Here is a 17643-nt window from a genome sequence, read left to right as displayed (position 1 = left end):
GAAGAGAGAATTAGATCAGGCGGCGCGCCGCTTCAACCACGATTTTCACCGCATGGCTTTCAGTCTGCTTCATGGTTTCAGCGTTCGGGATCTCCTGCTGGGTACGGTTGACGATAACGCCCGCCACCATACCGGCACGCAGACCCTGGCTTGCGCACATGGTCAGCAGCGTCGCAGATTCCATTTCGTAGTTCATGACGCCCATCGACTGCCACTCTTCCATGGAGCCTTTGAAACGGCTCACCACGCGACCAGAGAAGGTGTCGTAACGCTCCTGGCCCGGGTAGAAGGTATCGGAAGAGGCAGTTACGCCCACGTGGGTGGTTGCGCCCACGGACTTCGCGGCTTCAACCAGCGCGGTGGTGCATTCGAAATCGGCCACTGCCGGGAATTCCATCGGTGCAAAGTGCAGGCTTGCCCCGTCCAGACGCACGGATGCGGTGGTAACCAGCACGTCGCCCACGTTGATGTGCGGCTGAATGGCGCCTGTGGTGCCGATGCGCAGGAAAGTACGAATGCCCAGCTGCGCCAGCTCTTCAACGGCGATAGAGGTAGACGGGCCACCAATACCGGTAGAGCACACGATCACCGCTTTACCGTCCAGCTCTGCGCGCCAGGTGGTGAATTCGCGATGCGCTGCCAGCTTAACCGGCTTATCCATCAGCGCGGCGATCTTTTCCACACGCTCAGGATCGCCAGGGACGATAGCAAGCGTAGCCCCTTGTAAATCGTTTTTAGTGAGGCCGAGATGAAAAACATCAGACTTAGACATAGGTGACTCCTCTGTGGGTCGGTTTGTCAGAAGAAGTAAAACGGTACTTTACAGAAGCAATGTGCATTATTTCGTGACACACCTCACCATGAATGAAAATGATTGCAGTTAATTTCCATAAAATAGTGATTCACATCACACTAACAAGTTATATCGCCGGGTGCTGCACAAAAGATAGACGCTATAAGGCACTGTGGATTGTTAACCTGGTGTCTATATTTATCTTTGCGCTAATCCATTCATTGGTACGGAGAATGCCATGACTGAAAAAACCGGTTTTGCACCTGCTGCGGCCCCGCATGCTTCAACCATCGTCTCAACCCCTGAAGAGGCCATTACCGCAGGCGAGACCTCCATTCCCTCCCAGGGGGAGAACATGCCAGCGTACCACGCGCGGCCAAAATCTGCCGATGGCCCGCTGCCCATCGTGATCGTGGTGCAGGAAATATTTGGCGTTCATGAACATATTCGCGACCTCTGCCGCCGTCTGGCGCTGGAAGGTTACCTGGCCGTTGCGCCGGAACTCTACTTCCGTCAGGGCGATCCGAATGATTACAGCGACATCCCGACGCTGTTCAGCAACCTGGTCAGCAAAGTGCCGGACGCGCAGGTGCTGGCCGATCTCGACCACGTTGCCAGCTGGGCGGCGCGCAACGGTGGCGACCCGCACCGTCTGATGGTGACCGGCTTTTGCTGGGGCGGACGCATTAGCTGGCTGTATGCCGCGCACAATCCGCAACTGAAAGCCGCTGTGGCCTGGTACGGTAAACTGGTGGGTGAAAAGACCCTGAACTCGCCGAAACATCCAGTTGATATCGCCACCGATTTAAATGCCCCGGTGCTAGGGCTGTATGGCGGCCAGGATACCGGCATTCCGCTTGATACAGTCGAGACCATGCGCCACGCGCTGCGGGCGGCAAACGCGAAGGCCGAAATAGTGGTGTACCCGGATGCGGGACACGCGTTTAATGCCGATTATCGTCCGAGCTATCACGCAGAATCGGCGAAAGATGGCTGGCAGAGAATGCTGGCGTGGTTCAGCCAGTACGGCGGGAAGAAAGCGTAATACAAAAAGCCCGGTGGCGGCTGCGCCAACCGGGCAATCCAGCCCCACTACGCCTGACGCAAATTCTGCGCCGCCTGCACCATGTTCGCCAGCGCCGCGCGGGTTTCAGGCCAGCCGCGAGTTTTCAGGCCGCAGTCCGGGTTTACCCACAGGCGTTCCGCCGGAATGCGCTGGGCGGCTTTTTGCAGCAGCGATTCAATCCACTCCACGCTCGGCACGTTAGGGGAGTGAATGTCATACACGCCCGGCCCGATTTCGTTCGGGTAGTCGAACTCTTCGAACGACTCCAGCAGCTCCATGTCTGAACGCGAGGTCTCGATGGTGATCACATCGGCGTCGAGCGCGGCAATGGAGTCCATGATGTCGTTAAATTCGCAGTAACACATGTGGGTGTGGATCTGCGTGTCGTCCTTCGCGACGGCCGCGTTCAGGCGGAACGCCTCCACGCCCCACGTCAGATAAGCATCCCAGTCGCTGCGACGCAGCGGCAAGCCTTCACGCAGCGCCGGTTCGTCGATCTGAATGATGCCAATCCCCGCCGCTTCCAGATCCGCCACTTCATCACGCAGCGCCAGGGCGATCTGTTTGGCGATGGTTTCCCGGGATACATCTTCACGCGGGAACGACCAGCAGAGAATGGTCACCGGCCCCGTCAGCATGCCTTTTACCGGTTTGTCGGTCAGAGACTGGGCATACTTCGCCCACTCCACGGTGATCGCTTCCGGGCGGCTGACGTCACCGATCACCACCGGCGGCTTCACGCAGCGGGAGCCGTAGCTTTGCACCCAGCCGTTCTGGGTAAAGACAAAGCCGTCCAGGTGTTCACCGAAGTATTCCACCATATCGTTACGCTCGGCCTCGCCGTGCACCAGCACGTCCAGACCCAGACGTTCCTGCTCGACGATCGCCTGTTTGATGTGCTCCGCAATGCCGGTGCGGTAGTGATTCGCATCCAGATTGCCCTTTTTGAAGTCCAGGCGCAGGCCGCGGATCTCGGTAGTCTGCGGGAAGGAGCCGATGGTTGTGGTCGGCCATGCGGGCAGGTTAAAGCGCGCACGCTGGGCTTCGGCGCGCACTTCATACGGGCTCTGGCGCTGGCTGTCCCGGGCAGTGATGGCCGCCAGACGTTTTTCCACCGCCGGGTTATGCACGCGCGTCGAGTGACGGCGCGCCTGGATCGGGGCGCTCCAGTCGGTAATCGCTGCCGTGTCGCCGCTGTTCAACGCGTCGCGCAGCAGAGCCAGCTCCTCACACTTTTGCAGGGCAAAGGCAAACCAGCTTTTCACCTCAGGGTCGAGTCGGGTCTCCACGCTCAGGTCGATCGGGCTGTGCAGCAGGGAACAGGAAGAGGCTACCCACAATTCACGTTTACCGACAATGTCCTTGATTTGTGCATATTTCCCGGTGAGATCGGCACGCCAGACGTTACGACCATTCACCAGACCGGCTGAGAGCAGCCACTCCGCAGGCAGACGCTTGTGCAACTCTGCCACATCGTCTTTGCCGTGAACGAGATCAACGTGCAGACCCTGAACCGGCAGCGCGGTAATGGTGTCGAGGTTCGGCGTTACGCCCTCGAAATAGGTGGTCAGCAGCAGCTTCACCTGGCCCGTGAGCGCGTCATACGCCGGTTTGAAGGCATCCAGCCACGCCTGTGGCAGCTCAAGCACCAGCGCCGGTTCATCGATTTGCACCCACTGAATACCGCGTTTGCCCAGCTCAATCAGCACCTGCTTATAAACCGGCAGAATATCGTTCAGCAGGCTGAGGCGGTCGAACTGCTCGCCTTTCACTTTGCCCAGCCACAGGTAGGTGACCGGCCCCAGCAGCACGGGTTTCACCTGGTGACCCAGCGCCAGCGCTTCGTCCACTTCATCCAGAAGCTGGGTCCAGGTCAGTTTGAACTGCTGGCCCTTAACGAATTCCGGCACCATATAGTGATAGTTAGTGTTAAACCACTTGGTCATTTCCGCCGCTGCCGCTGGCTCACCCGTTGGCGCGCGGCCACGGCCGATGCGGAACAGGGTATCGATATCCACCGATCCATCGTTGTTCTGATGACGAGCCGGCACGTTGCCAAGCAGCAGGCTGGTGGTCAGAACATGGTCGTACCAGGCGAAATCGCCCACCGGCAGCAGGTCTACGCCCGCCTGTTTTTGCTGATCCCAGTGACGCGCGCGCAGCTCGCGCCCCACCGCCAGCAGTTCTTCGCGGGTGGCGTTACCCGCCCAGTAGCTTTCTTGCGCTTTTTTCAGCTCGCGACGCAGACCAACGCGAGGGAAACCGAGAGTGTGAGTGCGGATTGTCATGGCATACCCCTTGTAGAAATTCGTTATTTAGACGTCCAGATGTTTACACTTCTATAATTGGCAGGTACTGTATATTCCTCAAGCGCAAAATGTTCATGGCGAAGTGAAGGACTTTCATGATCGAGATAAAACACCTGAAAACGCTACAAGCGTTGCGGAACTGCGGTTCTCTTGCGGCGGCAGCGGCCACGCTGCACCAGACTCAGTCTGCCCTTTCTCACCAGTTCAGCGATCTGGAACAACGCCTCGGCTTCCGTCTTTTTGTGCGCAAGAGCCAGCCCTTGCGCTTTACGCCGCAGGGCGAAATTTTGCTTCAGCTGGCGAACCAGGTGCTGCCGCAGATTGCCAGCGCGTTGCAGTCATGCAACGAGCCGCAGCAGACCACCCTGCGCATCGCCATCGAGTGTCACAGCTGTATTCAGTGGCTGACCCCCGCGCTTGAGAACTTCCGCCAGAAGTGGCCGCAGGTGGAGATGGACTTCAAATCCGGCGTCACGTTTGATCCGCAGCCGTCGCTTCAGCAGGGTGAGCTGGATCTGGTGATGACCTCAGATATTCTGCCGCGCAGCGGTCTGCACTATTCGCCAATGTTTGATTTTGAGGTGCGTCTGGTGCTGGCCCCGGACCATCCGCTGGCCGCTAAAACGCGTATCACGCCGGAAGATCTGGCAACGGAGACGCTGCTGATTTACCCGGTACAGCGCAGTCGTCTGGATATCTGGCGCCATTTCCTGCAACCCGCGGGCATCAGCCCACAGCTGAAAAGCGTGGATAACACGCTGCTGTTAATTCAGATGGTGGCGGCCAGAATGGGGATTGCGGCGCTGCCGCACTGGGTGGTCGAGACGGTTGAACGCCAGGGTCTGGTGGTCACCAAAACCCTGGGTGAAGGACTGTGGAGCCGGCTGTACGCCGCCGTGCGCGACGGCGAGCAGCGTCAGCCGATTACGGAAGCGTTTATTCGCTCAGCGCGGAACCACGCGTGCGACCATCTTCCGTTTGTGCGGAGCGCGGAGCGACCCAGCGGCGATGTACCCACAGCGAAGCCAGGATCACCGTTCCCCCAATAAGGAAACTCGGCCAGTGCGGCTGCTCCTGCCAGATGGCGAGGTTCACCAGTAGCCCCGCCGGCACGTGCACATTGTTCATGATCCCCAGCGTCCCGGCGTCTACCTGCGTAGCGCCGTAGTTCCACATAAAATAGCCCAGCCCCGACGCCACCACGCCCAGCCAGACCAGAACGCTCCACTGCACGGAGGTAGTCGGCAGCTTTTGCGGATTGCCGAGCAGAAACCACGCCGCTACCGCGACAATCGCCGCGCCCATATAGAACCACGCAAACGCGTTATGCTGCGGCATCGGGCGGGTCTCCATCAGACGTTTGTAACCCACCATCCCGATGGCAAAGCTGATATTAGCGAGCTGGACGAACATCAGCCCGGTCCAGAAGTGATCGCTTACCTTGTCATAGCGAATAATCGCCGCGCCAATGACTGCCAGCGCAGCGCTCAGCAGATACCCCCAGCGCAAACGGCGCCTGCTGAGCAAGTCATATATCAGCGTGATGTAGAGCGGCGTCAGCACGGTGAAGAGCAGAAATTCCGAGACGGACAGGTAAACGTAGGCCCGGAAGCTGAACAGGTACATGATGCCGAGCTGCATCGCGCCTACCAGCATGTACAGCAGTATCGTTTTTAGCGACTGCCCGCGGGTACGCAGGAACGGCAGGAACACCAGCGCCGCCAGCCCCACGCGCATCAGTACCGAGAAGTAGCTGTCGACCGATCCGGCAAGGTATTCGCCAATCAGACTAAAGGAGAAGGCCCACAGGATAGTGGTGATAATGAGTAGCGCCACAATGCTTGTCTCTCAGAAAGAAGGAGAGGCATTGTAGCGAACTCTTTAGTTGACATCTGAACAATAAACAATCAATTGAAGATTATTCAAGGAACAGTTTGCGCAGATACTTAGGCACGGCGTTATCGCCGTTGGTGCCGATCACTTCCAGCTCCGGGTGCAGATCTTTCAGGCGCTGGTGCGCGTTCTGCATGATGCAGCCTTTACCCGCCATGGAGAGCATCTCGGCATCGTTCATGCCATCGCCAAAGGCGATACAGTCTTTCAGATCAAAGCCCAGCCGTTTCGCTACCGCTTCCAGCGCGTGACCTTTGGACACCCCGCCCGCCATCACTTCCAGACAGGTCAGCGTGGAGAAGCTCACGTTCACGCGGTCGCCCCAGCGGGCGTTGATCGCCTGCTCCAGCGGCAGTAACTCCTCATGATTTACACAGGTGAAGAATACCTTGCTGATCCCTTCCGGCTCCAGCAGACCCGGCTCGTACAGTGAGTACTGGAATACGGCTTCCTTGAAGAAGCGCATCTCTTCCGGGCGATGGCGGTTCATAAACCACTCGTCGTCGCGGTAAACGTTAGTCACGATATCCGGGTTGTTATGCACAATGCCGAACAAATCGGTGGCGATGTCGCGATCGAGATTGTGGGTAAAAATCAGGTTGCCGTCCGTGTCATGTACGCGCGCACCGTTAGAGGTGATCATGTACGACTTGATCTCCAGGTTATCGCGGATCTGCCCCACGTCCACGTGGTGGCGACCGGTGGCGAACACAAAGTTCACGCCGCGGGCAGTCAGGAGTTTTAGGGTCTCTTTCGCATAAGGCGACAGGGTGTGGTCGGGGGAAAGCAGCGTGCCATCTAAATCAGATGCAACAACCTGGTACATAGGGATTTCAACCTCTGGTGGAAAACAATAATCAGTTATGCCTGTTGAAAAATTCAACAATGGCGTTGAGCGCGACTGAGCGCATAGCGTCCTTTTCAAAAAGGATCTCATGGTACGCACCGTTGATGACCAGCGGTTTACCCCCTTCACAGGGATGGCCCGCAGCGGCGCGAAGTTCACAATAGCGGTCATGCATGCGGTTATCCACCACACGCTCTTCTTCCGCCTGGATCAGGAGCGTCGGCGTGTCATCATCGCCTACGCCCGCCAGCACCTGCTCACCGGCATGAATACCTTCCCGCACCCAGTGCCAGGTGGGGCCGCCGACCCGCAGACGCGGTTCATCGGCATAAAAACGCAGGTTGCGGCGATAACGCTGCCGGCTGTGGGTTAACACGTTGATGGCAAATGGCAATGCCCGCCAGCGTCCTGTTCCGATGGCATAGCCTTCTCGAATGCGCTGATGGCCCTCAGCCCAGTCGAGAAGATGGCGCACCATCCAGTCAGGAAAACGTATCACAATGCCGTACATCGGCGCGGTCAGCGCAATGGCGTCACACTGGTGCTTATGGCGCTGCAAAAACAACGTCGAGATCGCGCCCCCCATGGAGTGGGCAAGAATATAACGCTTGCGCCACGGTCCGGGCTGCACTTCCTGCTGCCAGAACGCGGCCAGATCGTCGACGTAATCGCTGAAGTTATCCACGTGGCCGCGATGGGTATCCGGCAACATCCTGCCAGAAAGCCCCTGCCCGCGATGGTCGATAATTAACACATCAAAGCCCAGATGGAACAGGTCATACGCCAGCTCGGCATATTTGATATAGCTTTCGATGCGCCCGGGGCAGACCACAATCACCCGGTCATTTTTTTCATCACGGAAACGAACGAAGCGTACCGGGATTTCCCCGACGCCCATAAACTCATCTTCCTCACGCTGGCGCCAGAAATCGGTCAGCGGCCCCATGGAGAAAGCAGCAAATGCGTTTTCTCGTGTTTCCCAGTCCTTTTTCTGCTGAAACATTGGGTTTCCACCCCCCGTAATTCAGGGAATATCGTTTTTTTCGTCACCGGTCACAAAATGACTCAACAATAGCGTATTGTGGCATAAAAACAGACGATCCGGGAGTTTCAAATGACCTTCGAATGGTGGTTCGCCTACCTGCTGACATCCATCATCCTCAGCCTTTCACCTGGCTCGGGCGCAATCAACACCATGACCACCTCCATTAATCACGGCTATCGCGGCGCGGCGGCGTCAATCGCCGGTTTACAGACCGGGCTTGGCATTCATATTGTGCTGGTGGGGATTGGTCTGGGCACGCTGTTCTCCCGTTCGGTGCTGGCCTTCGAGGTGTTGAAATGGGCTGGCGCAGCGTATCTTATCTGGCTGGGTATTCAGCAGTGGCGCGCCGCAGGCTCGATTGATCTGCATACGCTCTCCCGGACGCAAACACGCGGCCACCTGTTTAAACGCGCGGTGTTCGTTAACCTGACCAACCCGAAAAGCATCGTGTTCCTCGCCGCCCTGTTCCCGCAGTTTATCGTGCCGCATCAGCCACAGGTGATGCAGTACGTGGTGCTGGGCGCGACCACCATTATTGTCGATATCATTGTGATGATTGGTTACGCGACGCTGGCGCAGCGAATTGCGGCGTGGATCAAAGGGCCTAAGCAGATGAAGGCCCTGAACAAAGTCTTTGGTTCGCTGTTTATGCTGGTTGGCGCGCTGCTTGCGTCAGCGCGTCATGCTTAGCGAGAAATGATGAGATGAATGCCGAAGCCGGCGAACAGCGCGCCGGCAAAGCCGTCGATCCATTTCGCGATGCGCTGGTAGCCGCGACGCATCGCCGGTAAGGCAAACAGGCTTGCCACAACGGTAAACCAGGCGAACGTCTCAACAACGATCAGCAGGAAGATCCCCCAGCGCGCGCCCGCGCCGACGTTATCCCCCACAAACAGCGAGAACACAGAGCCGAAGTAGATAATCGCTTTCGGGTTCGCCAGGTTGGTCAGCAGCCCTTTCACAAAGCTACGGCCGCCCGTTGCCAGCTCAACCTTTGGCTCTTCCGGCTTTTTCTCTTCTTTCTTCAGCGCCCCGCGCAGCATCTGGTAGCCCATCCAGCACAGGTATAGACCGCCGCCGACCATGATGATGTTATGCAGCCACGCCATTTTCGCCAGGATCAGGTTCAGACCGAGCAGCGCAACCGCCGCCCAGACCATGACGCCCATGGTAATACCGAGCACACCCATCATTGCCTCTTTGCGGGAGCGGCTGACGGCCGTTTGTGACACGAAGAAAAAGTCAGGGCCAGGGCTCATCAGCGCCACGATGTGCACTAACGCCACGGTGAGAAATAGCATTAACATAATTAGCTCGCGGGGAAATAATGTAGTGAGTCACCATCCTGGCACTTTTTCGCCCGGCTGACTACTCCTCATCATCACCATCAGCGTGGGAACGGATGAGCGCCATAAACTCTTTACCGAAGCGCTCCAGCTTACGCGTGCCAACGCCGTTGACGCTGAGCATCTCGCTGGCGCTGAGCGGCATTTGCTCGGCCATCTCGATAAGCGTCGCGTCGTTGAACACCACGTATGGCGGGATGTTCTCTTCATCCGCAATGGCTTTACGCAGCTTACGCAGCTTGGCGAACAGCTTGCGATCGTAGTTACCGCCGTAGGATTTCTGCATCACGCGCGGCTTCAGGGCGACGACGCGCGGAACGGCGAGCTTCAGTTCAACCTCGCCACGCAGGACCGGTCGCGCCGCTTCGGTCAGCTGAAGCGCAGAATGCTGGGCAATGTTCTGCGTGGCAAAGCCGAGATGGATCAGCTGGCGGATGATACTCACCCAGTGCTCGTGGCTCTGGTCTTTCCCGATGCCATAAACCGGCAGCTTGTCGTGACCCATATCGCGGATACGCTGGTTGTTAGCCCCGCGCAGCACTTCAACGACGTAGCCCATCCCGAAGCGCTGGTTCACGCGTCCGATAGTCGAGAGCGCTTTGCGCGCGTCCATCAGGCCATCGTACTGCTTCGGCGGGTCGAGGCAGATATCGCAGTTGCCGCACGGTGCCTGACGCCCTTCACCAAAGTAGTTGAGCAGCACCAGACGGCGGCAGGTTTGCGCTTCGGCGAAGGCCCCCATCGCGTTAAGCTTGTGCCGTTCGATATCCTGCAACTGCCCCTGCGGTTTCTCCTCGAGACAGCGGCGCAGCCACGCCATATCCGCCGGATCGTAAAACAGCATCGCTTCCGCAGGCAGGCCGTCACGCCCGGCGCGGCCGGTTTCCTGATAGTAGGATTCGATATTGCGCGGAATGTCGAAATGCACCACAAAGCGCACGTTGGGCTTGTTGATCCCCATCCCGAACGCCACCGTTGCGACCACGATTTGCAGGTCGTCGCGCTGGAATTTCTCCTGCACGTCGGCGCGGATATGGTTCTCCAGCCCGGCGTGATAGGCCGCGGCGCTAAAGCCACGGTTTTGCAGACGCGCGGCGGTGTCTTCCACCTTCGCCCGGCTGTTGCAGTAGATGATGCCGGACTTTCCGCGCTGCTCCTGCACGTAGCGTAAGAGCTGATCCAGCGGCTTGAACTTCTCCATCAGCATATAGCGGATGTTCGGGCGGTCGAAGCTGCTGACCTGAATATACGGGTCGTTCAGCCCCAGCAGGCGAACGATGTCCTGACGCGTGGTGTCGTCCGCCGTGGCGGTAAGCGCCATAAACGGCAGCTCGGGGAAGCGCTGACGAAGCTGGCCAAGAGCGGCGTATTCCGGGCGGAAATCGTGCCCCCACTGGGAGATACAGTGCGCTTCATCCACTGCCAGCAGCACCGGATTCCAGTGCGCCAGATGATCGAGGAAGTTGTCCAGCATCAGGCGTTCTGGCGCGATATACAGCAGGCGGATCTGCCCGGTGCGGCACCCGGTCATTACCTCTTGCTGTTGCTCGCGGGTCTGCGTCGAGTTCAGGCAGGCCGCCGCCACGCCGTTGGCAAGCAGCTGGTCGACCTGGTCTTTCATCAGGGAAATAAGGGGCGATACCACGACCGTCAGGCCATTAAGCACCAGCGCGGGCACCTGATAGCAGAGCGATTTTCCGCCGCCGGTCGGCATGACCACCAGGCAATCGCGGCCTTCCAGCACGGTTTCAATGATGGTTTCCTGGCCAGGGCGGAACTGCTGGTAGCCAAAGGTTTCCTGCAAAACCTGTTTAGCCAGCGATTCCTGATTCAATACTTCCGCCTGCGCCACGTTAACCCCATATGCCAGAAATGAAACAGGCGCTATTTTCAGCGCCTGAGAGAGAAACTTCAACGTTTAACGCAAAAACATTCGAGCAGCTTAGAAAATATCGTTCAGCATGACGCCCACACCGACGCGGGTCTGATTGAAATTGTAGTCGATCAGCGATTCGCCATACCCGCTATACACCTGAGTATAAAGACGAACGTGTTTCGTTACCGGGTAGCTCAGGCCCAGCTCTGCACCGCCGTAGCCGGTATTCCAGTTGTACTGGCCTTTGGCGCTCAGCACCGCGTCACCCAGCTGATAGCCCACTTTAAGCTGATAGTAGCCCATATATTTGGTGATATCCGGGTTGTCATCGGTGCTGCCCACCACGTACCACGGCTTCACTTCCACCATGAAATTGCCGTTCTGCGCCATCAGACGCGTATAGATGCGGTTCCAGCTGCGTGAGGTTGGGTCGGAACGACCGTTGGAATCGTGGTTATAGCCCACCTCCACGTCTCGCAGCGTCCAGCCTGCAAACTCATAATCGGTGGCGAAACCGAGGAACAGCTGCGGCTCATAGTTGGTTTCGCGGAACGGTGAAGATTCCCCGCTGTTTGAGAGCTGCCACCATGACTTCTGCGTGTAAGACGCGCCAAGCACCGAGTTCGGCCCCAGGATGCCGCGCCAGAACGGGAAGGCGAGGCTGAGCTGGAACTTCACCTCATCTTTACGCGCATTATCAGACCAGTTATAGGAGCTTATCGCCTCTTTGTTGAGATCGCTGGTCTGGGTGTAGATCACGTAGTTTGTATCATAAGGGTACAGCGTGAACGGATTGTCATGCTCCTGAAGCATATTGGCGATGATGCTGCCCTTAACGGCAGGTTTATCATGCACCTCTTTGATCGTCGCTTCCTGCGCATATGCTGTGAGGGGCAGCGCAACCGCCGCCAGTAACCAACCCAGATACGTCCGCATCGGTGGTGTTCTCCTGAAATGGTGACATTTAATGAATAGTTTTGTCCGGGCATTCTACAGACTTCTGCGATAACTTCCGCTTCCTCGTTTCTTAAAGTGGCATTCCTTTATCCTGAAGCATAAAATCAACATTTTGTTAACAACAAGGATGCCACGTCAGATGTCAGCCACACTCACCGCCGAAGAAACCTTAAAGCTCGTGGGCGAGATTTTTGTGTACCACATGCCGTTCAACCGTGCACTGGGTCTTGAGCTGGAGCGATACGAAAAAGACTTCGCTCAGCTGAGTTTCAATAATCAGCCAATGATGGTCGGTAACTGGGCGCAAAGCATTTTGCACGGCGGGGTCATTGCCTCCGCGCTGGACGTGGCGGCCGGTCTGGTGTGCGTGGGCAGCACGCTGACGCGCCATGACACCATCAACGAAGATGAGTTACGCCAGCGCCTGTCGCGCATGGGCACCATCGATTTACGCGTCGACTATCTGCGGCCGGGACGCGGAAACCGCTTCACCTGCACCAGCAGCCTGCTGCGCGCCGGGAATAAAGTTGCTGTCGCCCGCGTTGAGCTGCATAACGAAGAACAGGTTTATATCGCCAGCGCAACCGCCACTTATATGGTGGGTTGAGACGGCAAATTCGGGTAAAATTACTTCACTTTTTTGTAACGGATTTTCCCGATGGATGCTAAACAGACGCGGCAGGGCGTTTTACTCGCCCTTGCCGCTTATTTTATTTGGGGTATCGCACCGGCGTACTTCAAACTTATCGCCTATGTCCCGGCGGACGAGATCCTCACTCACCGCGTCATCTGGTCCTTTTTCTTCATGATTGCGCTGATGAGTATCAGCCGTCAGTGGTCAGGCGTCAAAACGCTGCTGAAAACCCCGAAGAAGGTCTTCCTGCTCGCTCTCTCTGCGGTGCTGATTGGCGGAAACTGGCTGCTGTTTATCTGGGCGGTGAATAACCATCACATGCTCGAAGCCAGCCTGGGCTACTTTATTAACCCGCTGGTCAATATTTTGCTGGGGATGATTTTCCTTGGTGAGCGCTTTCGCCGGATGCAGTGGGTGGCGGTGATTCTGGCCTTCTGCGGCGTGCTGGTACAGCTGTGGACCTTCGGCTCACTGCCGGTTATCGCCCTGGGGCTGGCGTTCAGCTTTGCCTTCTACGGCCTGGTGCGTAAAAAAATTGCCGTGGAAGCGCAGACGGGAATGCTGTTTGAAACCCTGTGGCTGCTGCCTGTCGCCGCGATCTACCTGTTCGGTATTGCCGACAGCGCCACCAGCCACATGGGCAGCAATCCATGGTCGCTGAACCTGATGCTGATGGCCGCGGGCGTGGTCACAACGATCCCCCTGCTGTGCTTTACCGGCGCGGCAACGCGTCTGCGCCTCTCCACGCTGGGCTTCTTCCAGTACATTGGCCCCACGCTGATGTTCCTGCTGGCGGTGGTGTTTTACGGCGAGGTGCCGGGTGCGGATAAGATGGTGACGTTCGCCTTTATCTGGGTGGCGCTGGCCATCTTTGTTGCGGATGCGATTTATACCCAGCGCAGGGTGCGCAAAGGGCTGTGATGTTGCCCTCACCCTAACCCTCTCCCACAGGGGAGAGGGTTCCCCAGTAATTTGAAAGCAAAAGCGATAACGTTGCCTCAGAATAACTGAGGGCTTTACAGGGATGTTACCTCCGCCCGTCCCCGATAAGCCGGAAGGAATAAGCCGAAGGCACCGCGAAGCGGCGATTTTCCACCGGAAGCCCGGGTCGCCAGGGTGGTGGCGACTGAGCCACCCTGGCACGTTCACCGCTCATGTCGTGACAGAGTAGCAAGGAACATAAAGTGAACGGAATGACCACCTGAGCCGTATGTTCCCCCTCACCCCAGCCCTCTCCCTCAAGGGAGAGGGGGCCGTCTGTGCAGGCATTATTTTGTGGGGAACCCTCTCCCACAGGGAGAGGGAATTCGATCGTAGGGCGGGTAAGCGCAGCGCCACCCGCCAGATTTTTACAGCCAGTTCTTCCGCTTAAAGTACAGATACGGCGCCAGCCCGGCGAGGATCATAAAGATAATCGCCCCCGGGTAGCCAAAGCTCCACTTCAGCTCCGGCATAAACTCGAAGTTCATCCCGTAGCTGGACGCCACCAGCGTCGGCGGCAGGAACACCACGGACACCACCGAGAAGATCTTGATGATACGGTTCTGCTCGATGTTGATAAAGCCCATCGCCGCCTGCATCAGGAAGTTGACCTTCTGGAACAGGGATTCGTTGTGCGGCAGCAGGGATTCGATATCGCGTAAGATCTCACGCGCCTGCTCCAGCTGACCGCCCGGCAGACGCGCCTTGCGCACCAGGAAGTTCAGCGCGCGCTGGGTATCCATCAGACACAAACGCACCTTCCAGCCGATATCTTCCAGCTCAGCCAGCGTGGACAACGCTTCGTCGTACTCATCGCCCTGATGGCCTTCCATGATCACGCGGCTCAGCTTTTCCAGGTCGCTGTAGATGTTTTCGATTTCATCCGCCAGCTGTTCGATTTTGGTTTCGAACAGATCCAGCAGCAGCTCATAGGCGTTGCCGTCCATCATCGCCTGGCTGCGGGCGCGCATACGGTAGAGACGAAACGCAGGCAGTTCGCGCTCGCGCAGGGTGAACAGGCGGCCATCGCGGATGGTAAACGCCACGGTGGAGTTCCCCGCGTGGTCTTCGGCATCTTCGAAAAAGAAGAAGGAGTGAATGTGCAGGCCGTCTTCGTCTTCAAAAAAACGGGCGGATGCTTCGATGTCTTCCAGTTCCGGGCGTGTCGCCAGGCTTTGCCCCAGTTCAGATTGTACGCGAAGGCGCTCATCGTCGTCCGGCTCGACCAGATCCACCCATACGGCATCAATGAGGGGCTGTGACTCTTCGGCTTCAAGCCGAGTCAGTCGGTTATTTTCGAGTTGAAATGCGCTCAACATGACCGGGACTCCCAATGCAAAAAATATCGGACAGTTCGGTGGGCACACAGAAACAAATTGGGTTTCAGACCATTAAACAGCCTGACTCAGCGCGACGGGAATGATGCAGTCGCTGACAACCACTAAGGCCATCAGCAAGAGGAGATAGCCTTAGGAGTTGTTCCTGGATGACAGGGAATTGAGCCAGTATCTACTGGGTGTGTCCAAGGCGAATGTCCTCTTAGCGTAATCGTGCGCGCATGTTACGCCAGCAATAACTGTGGCGTCAACACGCAACGGAACGCTGAAGGGCATTAATTGACCTTCAACGTATAAGGCTAGCAGATTATTACAAAATAGTGATATTTTTCTGAAAGTTACACACTTTCCAGCTTGGCATAGGCTGCCACCAGCCATTTGATCCCCTGCCCCTGGAACGCTACCTGCAAACGGCTGTGCTCGCCGCTGCCTTCCAGGTTGACGATGGTGCCTTCGCCAAACTTCGAGTGGCGCACGCGCTGGCCCAGCTTGTAACCGGTGTCGGTTTCAGAGATCGGCGAGCCCATACGCTGATGGCTGACCGGACGGCTGATGCTGGCGCGCAGGCGCACCTCTTCCACACACTCTTCCGGCAGTTCGCCGATAAAGCGCGACGGACGGTGATACACCTCTTTCCCGTACAGGCGGCGGGTTTCCGCGTAGGTCAGGGTCAGTTTCTGCATCGCACGGGTCACGCCCACGTAGGCCAGACGACGCTCCTCTTCCAGACGCCCGCCTTCATCCAGCGACATCTGGCTCGGGAACATCCCCTCTTCCATCCCGACGATGAACACCTGCGGGAACTCCAGACCTTTTGCGGAGTGCAGGGTCATCAGCTGAACCGCATCCTGCCAGGTATCGGCCTGCCCTTCACCCGCCTCCAGCGCGGCGTGAGAGAGGAATGCCTGCAACGGCATCAGGTCTTCGTCTTCTTCGTTGTAGCTGAACTGGCGCGTTGCCGTCACCAGTTCCTCTAAGTTCTCAATACGGGTCTGGCCCTTCTCGCCTTTTTCCTGCTCGTACATGGTGCGCAAGCCGGAATCTTTGATCACCCGGTCGGTCTGGACGTGCAGCGGCATGTCGGCCGTTTCCTGCGCCAGCGCGTCGATTAACTCCAGGAAGCGCTGCAATGCGCTGGCGGCGCGCCCGGCAAGGGCTTTTTCCTGTAACAGCTCGCGGCACGCCTGCCACAACGTGAGCTGACGATCGCGCGAGGCCTGACGCACCACGTCCAGCGTACGATCGCCGATGCCGCGCGTCGGCGTGTTCACCACGCGCTCAAACGCCGCATCGTCGTTACGGTTGGCAATCAGACGCAAATACGAGAGCGCATCTTTGATCTCCTGACGTTCGAAGAAGCGCATACCGCCATAAATGCGGTACGGCATGCTCACCTGCAACAGCGCCTCTTCCAGCACGCGCGACTGGGCGTTGCTGCGATAGAGAATGGCACACTGCTCCAGCGCGCCGCCGTTCTCCTGCCAGGTTTTAATGCGGTTCACCACGAAGCGGGCTTCGTCGAGCTCGTTGAAGGCGCAGTAAATCGAAATCGGTTCGCCGTCGACGCCATCGGTCCACAGCTTTTTACCCAGGCGCCCGTTGTTGTTCTCAATCAGGGCGTTGGCCGCGCTCAGAATGTTGCTGGTAGAACGGTAGTTCTGCTCCAGACGGATGGTTTGCGCGCCGGGGAAATCGTTGAGGAAGCGCTGGATGTTCTCCACCTGCGCGCCGCGCCAGCCGTAGATAGACTGGTCGTCATCGCCTACGATCATCACCTTGCCGGTATCCCCGGCCAGCAGGCGGATCCAGGCGTACTGGATGTTGTTGGTATCCTGGAATTCGTCCACCAGGATGTTGGTAAAGCGTTCACGGTAGTGTTGCAGGATATGCGGTTTGTTCAGCCACAGCTCGTGGGCGCGCAGCAGCAGCTCGGCGAAATCCACCAGACCGGCGCGATCGCACGCTTCCTGATAGGCCTTGTAGACGTTCTGCCAGGTCTGCTCGACCGGGTTACCGAAGCTCTGGATATGATGCGGACGCAGCCCTTCGTCTTTCTGACCGTTGATGTACCACATCGCCTGACGCGGCGGCCACTGCTTCTCATCGAGGTTCATCGCCTTGATCAGGCGTTTCAGCAAGCGCAGCTGATCTTCGCTGTCGAGGATCTGGAAATCCTGCGGCAGGTTAGCGTCCATATGGTGCGCGCGCAGCAGACGGTGCGCCAGGCCGTGGAAGGTGCCAACCCACATGCCGCCCTGGCTGGTGCCCATCAGCTGCGCGATACGGTGGCGCATCTCCGCCGCCGCCTTGTTGGTGAACGTCACGGCCATAATCGAGTACGGCGAGCAGTTCTCCACGCTCTGTAGCCAGGCGATACGGTGAACCAGCACGCGCGTCTTACCACTGCCCGCTCCAGCCAGTACCAGCAGGTTTGTACGCGAGGCGGCAACCGCGTCACGCTGTTTATCATTAAGGCTGTCGAGCAGGTAAGAAACGTCCATTGGCACCGTCACGTCATGTCGGGCAGGCAAATGTTTCCATTCGCCAAAACCCTGTTAA

The 17643-nt window shown here is 57.7% G+C and carries 16 protein-coding genes; 5 read left to right on the top strand and 11 right to left on the bottom strand.

Annotated features, from left to right (window positions below; all coding sequences use genetic code 11):
- Positions 1 to 10: 10 nt before the first annotated feature.
- The gene (udp, locus tag ACWKXX_RS13290) at positions 11 to 772 is read right to left on the bottom strand and encodes a uridine phosphorylase (RefSeq protein WP_003860792.1); all 762 of its coding nucleotides are present in this window, start codon (positions 770 to 772) and stop codon (positions 11 to 13) included.
- A 259-nt stretch (positions 773 to 1031) separates the two neighbouring features.
- Here udp and ACWKXX_RS13285 point away from each other — a divergent pair, with 259 nt between their 5' ends.
- Positions 1032 to 1838, top strand: coding sequence for a dienelactone hydrolase family protein (locus tag ACWKXX_RS13285; protein WP_003860793.1), 807 nt, complete (start codon positions 1032 to 1034; stop codon positions 1836 to 1838).
- Positions 1839 to 1885: 47 nt separating this feature from the next.
- On the opposite strand, the gene metE is transcribed toward ACWKXX_RS13285, so the two are convergent.
- Positions 1886 to 4147 carry a 5-methyltetrahydropteroyltriglutamate--homocysteine S-methyltransferase gene (gene metE, locus ACWKXX_RS13280; protein WP_017383582.1) on the bottom strand — a complete coding sequence of 754 codons (2262 nt, stop codon included), beginning with the start codon at positions 4145 to 4147 and terminating at the stop codon, positions 1886 to 1888.
- Positions 4148 to 4263: 116 nt separating this feature from the next.
- Between metE and metR the strand changes: the two genes are divergently transcribed.
- Entirely contained in the window at positions 4264 to 5217 is a 954-nt protein-coding gene (gene metR, locus ACWKXX_RS13275) for an HTH-type transcriptional regulator MetR (RefSeq protein ID WP_015570000.1), read from the top strand.
- On the opposite strand, the gene ACWKXX_RS13270 is transcribed toward metR, so the two are convergent.
- The 3 genes from ACWKXX_RS13270 to pldB all read right to left on the bottom strand — a co-directional run bounded on the left by ACWKXX_RS13270 (position 5105) and on the right by pldB (position 7911).
- Positions 5105 to 6004, bottom strand: coding sequence for a carboxylate/amino acid/amine transporter (locus ACWKXX_RS13270; RefSeq protein WP_023295736.1), 900 nt, complete (start codon positions 6002 to 6004; stop codon positions 5105 to 5107). The genes metR and ACWKXX_RS13270 overlap by 113 nt on opposite strands.
- Positions 6005 to 6086: 82 nt before the next feature.
- Positions 6087 to 6887 (bottom strand): sugar/pyridoxal phosphate phosphatase YigL, encoded by an 801-nt coding sequence (gene yigL / locus ACWKXX_RS13265; RefSeq protein WP_015570001.1) that lies wholly within the window; start codon positions 6885 to 6887, stop codon positions 6087 to 6089.
- A 31-nt stretch (positions 6888 to 6918) separates the two neighbouring features.
- Positions 6919 to 7911, bottom strand: a complete 993-nt coding sequence (gene pldB / locus ACWKXX_RS13260) for a lysophospholipase L2 (RefSeq protein ID WP_015570002.1) — start codon at positions 7909 to 7911, stop codon at positions 6919 to 6921.
- Between the two features lie 111 nt (positions 7912 to 8022).
- On the opposite strand from pldB, the gene rhtB reads away from it, so the two are divergent.
- The gene (rhtB, locus tag ACWKXX_RS13255; protein WP_006812363.1) at positions 8023 to 8643 is read left to right on the top strand and encodes a homoserine/homoserine lactone efflux protein; all 621 of its coding nucleotides are present in this window, start codon (positions 8023 to 8025) and stop codon (positions 8641 to 8643) included.
- Here the strand turns inward: rhtB and rhtC are convergent.
- The 3 genes from rhtC to pldA form a co-directional block, all read right to left on the bottom strand.
- Positions 8640 to 9260: a threonine export protein RhtC gene (gene rhtC / locus ACWKXX_RS13250; protein WP_006179256.1), complete on the bottom strand. Its 621-nt coding sequence runs from the start codon at positions 9258 to 9260 to the stop codon at positions 8640 to 8642. The genes rhtB and rhtC overlap by 4 nt on opposite strands.
- 61 nt (positions 9261 to 9321) lie before the next feature.
- Positions 9322 to 11151 carry an ATP-dependent DNA helicase RecQ gene (gene recQ / locus ACWKXX_RS13245; RefSeq protein ID WP_032620661.1) on the bottom strand — a complete coding sequence of 610 codons (1830 nt, stop codon included), beginning with the start codon at positions 11149 to 11151 and terminating at the stop codon, positions 9322 to 9324.
- Between the two features lie 90 nt (positions 11152 to 11241).
- Positions 11242 to 12111, bottom strand: a complete 870-nt coding sequence (gene pldA, locus ACWKXX_RS13240) for a phospholipase A (protein WP_003860803.1) — start codon at positions 12109 to 12111, stop codon at positions 11242 to 11244.
- Positions 12112 to 12271: 160 nt separating this feature from the next.
- Between pldA and yigI the strand changes: the two genes are divergently transcribed.
- A complete protein-coding gene (gene yigI / locus ACWKXX_RS13235) occupies positions 12272 to 12739 on the top strand; it encodes an acyl-CoA thioesterase YigI (protein WP_006812366.1) in 468 nt (155 codons plus the stop codon).
- 51 nt (positions 12740 to 12790) lie between these two features.
- On the top strand, positions 12791 to 13687 hold the full coding sequence (gene rarD, locus ACWKXX_RS13230) for an EamA family transporter RarD (RefSeq protein WP_017694744.1): 897 nt from the start codon (positions 12791 to 12793) through the stop codon (positions 13685 to 13687).
- Positions 13688 to 14115: 428 nt separating this feature from the next.
- On the opposite strand, the gene corA is transcribed toward rarD, so the two are convergent.
- From corA to uvrD, 3 genes are all read right to left on the bottom strand, one after another.
- Positions 14116 to 15066 (bottom strand): magnesium/cobalt transporter CorA, encoded by a 951-nt coding sequence (gene corA / locus ACWKXX_RS13225; protein ID WP_003860807.1) that lies wholly within the window; start codon positions 15064 to 15066, stop codon positions 14116 to 14118.
- A gap of 150 nt (positions 15067 to 15216) precedes the next feature.
- Positions 15217 to 15273 carry a YsgD/CorL family protein gene (gene ysgD / locus ACWKXX_RS13220; RefSeq protein ID WP_212743980.1) on the bottom strand — a complete coding sequence of 19 codons (57 nt, stop codon included), beginning with the start codon at positions 15271 to 15273 and terminating at the stop codon, positions 15217 to 15219.
- A gap of 149 nt (positions 15274 to 15422) precedes the next feature.
- On the bottom strand, positions 15423 to 17585 hold the full coding sequence (gene uvrD / locus ACWKXX_RS13215) for a DNA helicase II (protein WP_017383586.1): 2163 nt from the start codon (positions 17583 to 17585) through the stop codon (positions 15423 to 15425).
- Positions 17586 to 17643: the final 58 nt, after the last annotated feature.

The organism is Enterobacter sp. UPMP2061, assembly GCF_053709615.1.
Note: the sequence above shows the minus strand (reverse complement) of the source record. Positions and strands in the feature narration are given on the sequence as shown.

Excerpts from the sequence above, each read along its gene's own strand:
- udp (WP_003860792.1), bottom strand. The coding sequence starts at position 772 with ATGTCTAAGTCTGATGTTTTTCATCTCGGCCTCACTAAAAACGATTTA.
- ACWKXX_RS13285 (WP_003860793.1), top strand. The coding sequence starts at position 1,032 with ATGACTGAAAAAACCGGTTTTGCACCTGCTGCGGCCCCGCATGCTTCA.
- metE (WP_017383582.1), bottom strand. The coding sequence starts at position 4,147 with ATGACAATCCGCACTCACACTCTCGGTTTCCCTCGCGTTGGTCTGCGT.
- metR (WP_015570000.1), top strand. The coding sequence starts at position 4,264 with ATGATCGAGATAAAACACCTGAAAACGCTACAAGCGTTGCGGAACTGC.
- yigL (WP_015570001.1), bottom strand. The coding sequence starts at position 6,887 with ATGTACCAGGTTGTTGCATCTGATTTAGATGGCACGCTGCTTTCCCCC.
- pldB (WP_015570002.1), bottom strand. The coding sequence starts at position 7,911 with ATGTTTCAGCAGAAAAAGGACTGGGAAACACGAGAAAACGCATTTGCT.
- rhtB (WP_006812363.1), top strand. The coding sequence starts at position 8,023 with ATGACCTTCGAATGGTGGTTCGCCTACCTGCTGACATCCATCATCCTC.
- rhtC (WP_006179256.1), bottom strand. The coding sequence starts at position 9,260 with ATGTTAATGCTATTTCTCACCGTGGCGTTAGTGCACATCGTGGCGCTG.
- pldA (WP_003860803.1), bottom strand. The coding sequence starts at position 12,111 with ATGCGGACGTATCTGGGTTGGTTACTGGCGGCGGTTGCGCTGCCCCTC.
- yigI (WP_006812366.1), top strand. The coding sequence starts at position 12,272 with ATGTCAGCCACACTCACCGCCGAAGAAACCTTAAAGCTCGTGGGCGAG.
- rarD (WP_017694744.1), top strand. The coding sequence starts at position 12,791 with ATGGATGCTAAACAGACGCGGCAGGGCGTTTTACTCGCCCTTGCCGCT.
- corA (WP_003860807.1), bottom strand. The coding sequence starts at position 15,066 with ATGTTGAGCGCATTTCAACTCGAAAATAACCGACTGACTCGGCTTGAA.
- uvrD (WP_017383586.1), bottom strand. The coding sequence starts at position 17,585 with ATGGACGTTTCTTACCTGCTCGACAGCCTTAATGATAAACAGCGTGAC.